Origin of the sequence: Kitasatospora sp. DSM 101779 (assembly GCF_025655475.1) — a bacterium.
Taxonomy (GTDB): Bacteria; Actinomycetota; Actinomycetes; order Streptomycetales; family Streptomycetaceae; genus Kitasatospora.
On sequence record NZ_JAHTIK010000001.1, the window covers coordinates 3374825 to 3382594 of the forward strand.

Sequence of the window (7770 nt, forward strand, 5' to 3'; positions counted from 1 at the left end):
CGAGCAGCGCGGCCGGGACGGCCGCGACCGGGCCGACCACCTGGGCCAGCCAGGGCACCGCGGCCAGCATCCCGGCCGCGGGCAGGTGCAGGGCGGCGGTGCCGAGCGCGCGGGCGGCGTCCGGCAGCCAGGGGGCGGGGGGCGCGGCCGGGGCGGGCGGCTCCGGGCGGCGCTCCACCCGGGCGTACATCTCCTCGGCGAGCGCGAAGACGTCGGCGTGCCGGTAGCGGGCCACGGCGGTGTCGGAGAGCCCGGCGTCCTCCAGGCCCGCGGCGATGTCCAGCGGGTCGGCGGCCTGTTCGCAGAGCCGGCGGTGTTCGGCCATCAGCGCCCGGACGGGGTCGCCGGGGCGGGCGTCGGGAGGTGCCGGGGGGCGGCCGGGGCGGCTCATCGGCTCGCCTCCGCGAGCGCGCCGGGCTCGGTCCGGCCGCCGGCCGGTACGGGACCGTCCAGGGCGGCGCCGTCCGGGGGCCCGGAAGGACCGCCCTCCGACGTCGGGGTTTCGCGTCGGATCTGCGGCGCGGGGACGGGGGCTCCGGCGACCCAGTACTCGGCGGGACGGGCGAAGGGCCGCATCCGCTCGGCGGCGGCCGGGAAGGCCGGCCAGCGGGAGACCAGCTCCAGGTAGATCTCGCGGAAGGCCGCGGCCTCCGGCTCCAGGGCGAAGCGCTCCTGGGCGCGCAGCCGGCCGGCGAGCCCGAGCCGGGCGCGCCGCTCCTCGTCGGTGAGCAGGGCGAGGCAGGCGTCGGCGAGGGCGCGCGGGCTGCGCGGCGGCACGACGAGACCGGACGGGCCGAGTACCTCGGGGACGATCCCGACCTCGGTGGCGATCACCGCGCGGCCGCTGAGCATGGCGTCGGCGAGCAGTCGCGGGCTGCGCTGGGAGAGCGCGGTGAAGACGACCGCGCTGCCGGCCGCCCAGGCGTCGGCGGTGGCGGGCGGACGGCCGGCGAAGTCGACCGCCGCGTCGATGCCGAGCCGGCGGGCGATGGCGCGGCAGTGCGCCAGGTAGCCGGGGGCGGCCTCCTCGCCGTACATCCGCAGCCGGGCGGCGGGCAGGTCGGCGCGGACCCGGGCGAAGGCGTGCAGCATCAACTCCGGGTCGCGGCCGGGCTCCAGGGCGCCCGCCCAGACCAGGGTGGGACGCTCCGGCTCGGTGCCGGCCGGCTCACGGCCGGCCTCCGGGGTCGACTCGTGGACGACCCGGATGCGCTCCGGGTCGGCTCCGCAGCGCTCCTGCCAGCGCCGGTCGTAGCCGCTGCCGGGGGTGAGCACGGCGGCCTGCCGGTAGGTCTCGGCGGTGAGCTGCCGGAAGAAGGCCAGCAGCAGGGCGCGCACCGGCCAGCGGTACGGGGCGGTGCGGTAGCCGCGGTACTGCTCGCGCAGGTGCAGGCCGTGCTCGGTGAGGACGAAGGGCACGCCGTGCAGGTGCTTGGCGACCAGGGCGGGCAGCACGGCGGGGCCGCCGCCCGCGACGTGGCAGAGGTCGGCGGAGCCGAGGCCGCTCGGGCCGGTGCCGTACCAGGGGGCGGAGAGCGGGCGGAGCAGCTGCTCCAGCAGGTCGCCGGCGACCAGGACGTCGCGGACCAGCGGCTGGCCGGCGGCGGTCTCGGCGCCGGGGGCCCGCCAGACCCGCTCCAGGGTGCGGTGGGCCTGGCCGGAGGCGAGGAAGGCGGGCAACGCGCCGTCCTCGCGGGCGAGTTCGGCGAGGCGGTAGAGCGCGGGGCCGAAGCGGGCCCGCTCGGCGGGGTGGACCAGGGACCGGACGAGGTCCTCGTAGGCGGCGCAGTAGGAGCGGCGGCGGTGCGAGAGGGGCCGTCTGCCCGCCGGGCGGCGGCCCCATATCGGCAGCTCGTGGACGGCGAGCAGGCCGCGCGGGGGCGTGCCGGCGAGGTCGGCGCCGCCCCCGGAGCCGAGCAGGTAGAGCTGGAACTCGTGCTCGGCCAGCGCGCCGGCGAGTCGGCCGCACCAGCCCCCTCCCGTGCGCTGGGCGACGGAGAGGTTGCCCTCGGTGAGCAGAGCGATGCGCACGACGACCTCCGGAACGGTGCGATGGACCTGGATTCGACGACGAGACAGGGAGCCTGATCACCCGGTGGCGGCGATGCTCGGGAAGTCGGCGGCGGCACCCCCGGCCCGCCGTACGGCCGGCGCCGGCCGCTGGGGGCCCGGTGCCGGACGCCTCTCCCCCACACCTGTTCGGTCCGACAGCACGAAGGTAGAGCGGATCGCCGACAACTCCCGGAGCGCCCGCCGCCATGCCACCTGATTGAGTGAAAGGCCGTGACCTGTCGCCGCCGGGCGCGTTGTGCGGGGCGTTCGGAGGTGTCTCGCGCGCCCGCGCGCGACGTCGTTCCCGGCTCCGAGCGGCCGGGTGCCGGTCCGCTGCCGGTCAGCTGCCGGCCCGGTCCGAGGCCGTGGAGGTCGCCGGAGCCGCCGAGGCCGTGGAGGTCGCCGGCGTCGTCGAATCCCGGCCCGTCAGACCTCGGCGAGCAGCTCGCGGACGGCCCGGGCGACCTGCTGCGGGTGCTCCATCATCGCGACGTGACCGGAGTCGGGCAGCACCAGCAGGCGCGCGTCGGGGAAGGCCTCGCAGGCCCGCTTCGCGGAGCGGTACGAGACCAGCTTGTCCCGCAGGCCGTACACCAGCAGCACCGGCGCCTTGACGTGCGCGGCCTGCCGCCACAGCGCCTGCTCGCCGCGCTCGGTGTAGGCGGAGACGATGCCGCGGGCCGAGCCGATGCTGGCCTGCAGCGCGTACGGCAGGCCGAGGCGGCGCCGGTACTCGGCGACCGCGCGCTCCCGGCGGTCCGCGGGGATGCCGTCGACGTCGGCGTAGACCAGGCGCAGCAGCTCGTCGGTGGCCTGTTCGGCGCTCTTGCCGTGGGTGGCGGCGCGGCGGCGCAGCAGCGCGGGCACGCCGGGGACGGCGAGCGCCGCGGTCGGCCAGGCGCTGACCTGCGGGGGCAGCTCGGGGAGGGCCGGGGAGATCAGGGTGAGGCTGCGCACCAGGTCGGGGCGGAGGGCGGCGAGCCGGACGGAGACGGCGCCGCCCAGCGAGTTGCCGAACAGGTGGACGGGCCCGCGGCCGGTCTTCTCCAGGTACCCGATCACCGCGCGGACGTGGCCGCTGACGGTGAGGTTGCCGTCCTGCGGCGGCGCGGACCAGCCGAAGCCGGGGAGGTCGATCGCCTCGCCGGAGACCTCGCCGGCCAGCTCGGCCATGAGGTCCGACCAGTTGTCGGCGGAGCCGCCGAGGCCGTGCACGAAGAGCGCGGGCGGCAGGCCGTCCGACGCCGCGGGGACGCGCGGTCCGACCGCGAGCACCGCGCCCGGCACCTCGACCGTGCGGTGGGGCCCGGGCTCGCTCTGCACCTGCTGATCAGCGCTCATGGAGGACGATCGTAGTGAGCGCAGGTGCCGTTTCCCCAGTACCCCGGCCCGTCTCACCCTGTGGACGGGGCGCACGCGGGTCGTATTGTGGGCTCCCGACAAGCCGATTTCTGCGCTTTACTCGGCTTTCCCAGGCGCAGATCCGGTTACCGAAAAGTAGACTCGGGGCCTGCCGGAGACGCCCAGATCGTGAAGTGAGGACCGCCGTGACGGCCATCCAGGAGGCGCAGGAGCGTCCGCGCGGTGCCCGACTGCCGCGAAGCGCCCGCCGTGAACAGCTGCTCGGAGCCGCTCAGGAGGTGTTCGTCGCGCAGGGCTACCACGCCGCCGCGATGGACGACATCGCCGACCGGGCCGGCGTCAGCAAGCCGGTGCTGTACCAGCACTTCCCCGGCAAGCTGGAGCTCTACCTCGCGCTGCTGGACAAGCACTGCGACGCCCTCGTCGACGCCACCCGCGAGGCGCTCGAGGCGACCACCGACAACAAGCAGCGCGTCGCCGCGACCATGGAGGCGTACTTCCACTACGTCTCCAGCGAGTCGGGCGCGTTCCGGCTGGTCTTCGAGTCGGACCTGACCAACGAGCCGGCCGTCCGCGAGCGGGTGGAGCGCGCCTCCGACCTGAGCGCGACGCTGGTCAGCAAGGTCATCGCGGAGGACACCGACCTGCCGGAGGCCGAGGCCAAGCTGCTGGCCGCGGGCGTCTGCGGGCTGGCCCAGATCACCGCGCGCTACTGGCTGTCGCAGGGGCGGGAGATCCCGCGCGACGAGGCCGTCCGGCTGGTCGCCAGCCTGGCCTGGCGCGGGCTGAAGGGCTTCCCGATGCACGCCGAGGCCGGCGAGCGCCCGGCGTCCGCCGAGTAGCGATCCCGCGAGCTTCGCCGTACTGCCCGGCCGGTGCTCTAAGGTGAAGCCGTACGGCGCGGCGATCTCGGACGCCTGTTCGAACAACGCGCGTGGATGGCTGCAACCCGGAGGGACGGAAGCCGTGGAGGTCAAGATCGGCGTGCAGAACGCGCCCCGAGAGATCGTTCTCGAGAGCCCGCAGACTGCCGACGAGGTCGAGGGCGCCATCGCCAAGGCTCTGGAGGGCACCTCCAAGCTGCTCGTGCTGGCCGACGAGCACGGCCGCCGCGTGATCGTCCCGGCCGAGCGCCTGGCGTACGTGGAGATCGGCGAGCCCAGCGTCCGCAAGGTCGGGTTCGGCACGCTCTGAGCCGCAAGCGCCGCCCGCAGGGCCTCGAGCGCCCCGTCCTCCCGGTGAGGACGGGGCGCTTCGCCGTTCCCGGGCGGATCCGGCCGTCCCGGCCGGCCGGGCCGCGGCCGGGAGGGGGAGATCGCCCGCCGAGCGCGTACGCACCGGCGGCCCCGGGTATGGGCCGGGTCAGGCACAAGCCACGACCCCGGGAGGCCGCCCGTGCTGGTGGAGACGATCGCCTACGTGCTCATCGGCCTGGCCGTCGGGGCCGGCGTGCTGGCCCTGCTGCCCGAGTACTTCCCGGCGGCCCGCACCCTGACGGTCTCCACCGCCGTGGTCGCGGCCCTGCTCGCCGGGCTGATCGCCCGCTACGCCCTGGACGGGCAGGCGCCCGGTGCCTCGCTGGCCCTCAGCGCGGTCTGCTCGGCCCTGCTGGTCTCCGTCCTGGCCCGGCCCGACCTGGTCGACCGCGCCGGCGGACGGCGCCCGGGCCGCCACCGCCCGGCCTGAAGGCGCCGCCGGACGCGGGGTGGAACCACCGGCGACCGGGACACCGACCGCGGGGAGCCCGGCTAGGACGCGAGGCCGAGGGCCGCCATCCGCCGGGTGTGTGCCTCGGTGATCCGGGTGAACATCTTGCCGACCTCGACCAGGTCGAAGCCCTTCACGCCGGATCCGCCGACCAGCAGGTTCGACAGCGCGTCGCGCTCGGCCACCACCCGCTGGGCCTGGCTGAGCGCCTCGCCCATCAGCCGGCGGCCCCACAGCGCCAGGCGTCCGCCGACCCGCGGGTCCTCCTCGATGGCCTGCCGCACCCGCTCCACCGCGAACTCGGCGTGCCCGGTGTCGGCCATCACCTTCAGCACCAGGTCACGGGTGTCGTCGTCCAGCCGGACGGCCACCTCGCGGTAGAAGTCGGTGGCGATCGCGTCGCCGACGTACGCCTTGACCAGGCCCTCCAGCCAGTCGGACGGGGCGGTCAGCCGGTGGAAGGCCTCCAGCGGCTCGACGAACGGGGTCATCACCTCGGTCGGGTCCGCCCCGACCTCGGCCAGCCGGTCGTGCAGCTGCTGGTAGTGCTGGAACTCGGCGGAGGCCATCCGGGCCAGCGCGGCCTTGTCGACCAGCCCGGGCGCGAACTTCGCGTCCTCCGCCAGCCGCTCGAACGCGCTCAGCTCGCCGTACGCGAGCGCACCGAGCAGGTCTAGCACCGCGGCCCGGTAGCCCGGGTCCGCCGCGCAGGACGCCCAGTCGCCGATCGAGGTGGTCGCGCCGATCGAGGTGACATCGCCAGATTCCTGAGACTCCATGGCTCGCCACCCTAGCCGGGCCGGTCGGGAACGGAGTAAGGCGCGTCACGTGTTCGAGTCGTCGCGCCCCTGTATGGTGGTAGCGAGGCCTGGTGTGATCGCGCGGCCCGCCACAGGTGGCAGGCCGCGCAGACGTGCACAGCACCGACACGCACCCGGCACTCACGTACGCGGATGCCCGGTCGGAGAGCCGATCGGCTCCGACCTTGGCCCGGACTTCGGGCCCAGGCACCGCATCAGTGGCCGAGCGAGGGCCGCCGCGGACCGCGCCCCCGGCGCAGGTCCCGCGCCAGCCCCTCACGGGAATCCTCCCCGGCGCCGCCGACGACGCCCCGCGACGGGGCGCCGGCCGGCCGCCCAGGGGCGGGCGCGGTTGTGCGTCCCCCACGCAGTGACGGGCCTCCGGCCCGAACGCGCGGGGACGCCCGCTGCACCTGACTCGCTCTCGGCCCCCACCATGGAAGAGGCAGCACCCTGTCCACCACCGAAACCCCCAAGACCACCTTCCGGGACCTGGGCATCCTCCCGGAGACCGCCGAGGCCCTCGAGTCCGTCGGCATCGTCCACCCCTTCCCGATCCAGGAGATGACCCTGCCGGTCGCGCTGACCGGCCACGACGTCATCGGCCAGGCCAAGACGGGCACCGGCAAGACCCTCGGCTTCGGCCTCCCGCTCATCGAGCGGGTGGTCGTGCGCGCCGACGTGGACGCCGGCCGCGCGGCCGAGGACGACCTCTCCGAGAGCCCGCAGGCGCTCATCGTGGTGCCCACCCGCGAGCTGTGCACCCAGGTCACCAACGACCTGCAGACCGCCGGCAAGGTCCGCAACGTCCGCGTCCTCGCGGTCTACGGCGGCCGCGCGTACGAGCCCCAGGTCGAGGCGCTGCAGAAGGGCGTCGACATCGTCGTCGGCACCCCCGGCCGCCTGCTCGACCTCGCCGGCCAGCGCAAGCTGGACCTCTCCAAGGTCCGTGCGCTGGTGCTCGACGAGGCCGACGAGATGCTCGACCTGGGCTTCCTCCCCGACGTCGAGAAGATCATCACCATGCTGCCGGCCAAGCGGCAGACCCTGCTCTTCTCGGCCACCATGCCCGGCCAGGTGATCAGCCTCGCCCGCCGGTACATGAGCCAGCCGACCCACATCCGGGCCGCCGCTCCGGACGACACCGGCGCCACCGTCGCCAACATCGAGCAGCACATCTTCCGTGCCCACTCGCTCGACAAGGTGGAGATGGTCTCGCGCATCCTGCAGGCCGAGGGCCGCGGGCTGGCGATGATCTTCTGCCGGACCAAGCGCACCGCCGCCGACGTCGCCGAGCAGCTCACCAAGCGGGGCTTCGCCGCCGGCGCCGTCCACGGCGACCTCGGCCAGGGCGCCCGCGAGCAGGCCCTGCGGGCCTTCCGCAACGGCAAGGTCGACGTGCTGGTCTGCACCGACGTCGCCGCCCGCGGCATCGACGTCGAGGGCGTCACCCACGTCATCAACTACCAGTGCACCGACGACGAGAAGACCTACCTGCACCGCATCGGCCGCACCGGCCGGGCCGGCGCCTCCGGCACCGCGGTCACCCTGGTCGACTGGGACGACATCCCGCGCTGGCAGCTGATCAACAAGGCGCTGGACCTGCCGTTCAACGAGCCGGAGGAGACCTACTCCACCTCGGCCCACCTGTACGAGCTGCTCCGGATCGCCCCCGGCACCAAGGGCATCCTGCCCCGCTCCGAGCGCACCCGCGCCGGCCTGGACGCGGAGGAGGTCGAGGACCTCGGCGAGACCGGCGGCCGCGGCGCCCGTACGCGCGGCCGCAGTGGCCGTGCGACCGCCCAGGCCGCCGAGCCCGCCGAGAAGCCGGCCCGCCGCACCCGTGAGC

The 7770-nt window shown here is 75.3% G+C and carries 7 protein-coding genes and 1 pseudogene; 4 read left to right on the forward strand and 4 right to left on the reverse strand.

Annotated features, from left to right (window positions below; all coding sequences use genetic code 11):
* From KSNIM_RS15305 to KSNIM_RS15315, 3 genes and pseudogenes are all read right to left on the reverse strand, one after another.
* Positions 1-391, reverse strand: a pseudogene (locus tag KSNIM_RS15305) (hypothetical protein); the annotation flags it as partial.
* Positions 388-2031, reverse strand: a complete 1644-nt coding sequence (locus KSNIM_RS15310; protein WP_263103765.1) for a DUF3492 domain-containing protein — start codon at positions 2029-2031, stop codon at positions 388-390. The pseudogene KSNIM_RS15305 and the gene KSNIM_RS15310, both read right to left, overlap by 4 nt.
* 447 nt (positions 2032-2478) lie before the next feature.
* Complete coding sequence (locus KSNIM_RS15315; RefSeq protein WP_263103766.1) at positions 2479-3393, reverse strand: alpha/beta fold hydrolase; 915 nt, start codon at positions 3391-3393, stop codon at positions 2479-2481.
* Between the two features lie 206 nt (positions 3394-3599).
* On the opposite strand from KSNIM_RS15315, the gene KSNIM_RS15320 reads away from it, so the two are divergent.
* The 3 genes from KSNIM_RS15320 to KSNIM_RS15330 all read left to right on the forward strand — a co-directional run bounded on the left by KSNIM_RS15320 (position 3600) and on the right by KSNIM_RS15330 (position 5100).
* A complete protein-coding gene (locus KSNIM_RS15320) occupies positions 3600-4256 on the forward strand; it encodes a TetR/AcrR family transcriptional regulator (RefSeq protein WP_263103767.1) in 657 nt (218 codons plus the stop codon).
* Positions 4257-4380: 124 nt separating this feature from the next.
* Positions 4381-4608, forward strand: a complete 228-nt coding sequence (locus KSNIM_RS15325; RefSeq protein ID WP_263103768.1) for a DUF3107 domain-containing protein — start codon at positions 4381-4383, stop codon at positions 4606-4608.
* Positions 4609-4809: 201 nt separating this feature from the next.
* On the forward strand, positions 4810-5100 hold the full coding sequence (locus KSNIM_RS15330; RefSeq protein WP_263103769.1) for a hypothetical protein: 291 nt from the start codon (positions 4810-4812) through the stop codon (positions 5098-5100).
* 62 nt (positions 5101-5162) lie between these two features.
* On the opposite strand, the gene KSNIM_RS15335 is transcribed toward KSNIM_RS15330, so the two are convergent.
* Complete coding sequence (locus KSNIM_RS15335; RefSeq protein WP_263103770.1) at positions 5163-5900, reverse strand: ferritin-like domain-containing protein; 738 nt, start codon at positions 5898-5900, stop codon at positions 5163-5165.
* A 585-nt stretch (positions 5901-6485) separates the two neighbouring features.
* Between KSNIM_RS15335 and KSNIM_RS15340 the strand changes: the two genes are divergently transcribed.
* Positions 6486-7770: DEAD/DEAH box helicase (locus tag KSNIM_RS15340; RefSeq protein ID WP_263103771.1), on the forward strand; the 1285-nt coding region annotated here is incomplete at its 3' end.

Bases quoted from the DNA above. Each gene is read 5' to 3' on its own strand.
- KSNIM_RS15315 (WP_263103766.1), bottom strand. From the start codon at position 3,393: ATGAGCGCTGATCAGCAGGTGCAGAGCGAGCCCGGGCCCCACCGCACG.
- KSNIM_RS15335 (WP_263103770.1), bottom strand. From the start codon at position 5,900: ATGGAGTCTCAGGAATCTGGCGATGTCACCTCGATCGGCGCGACCACC.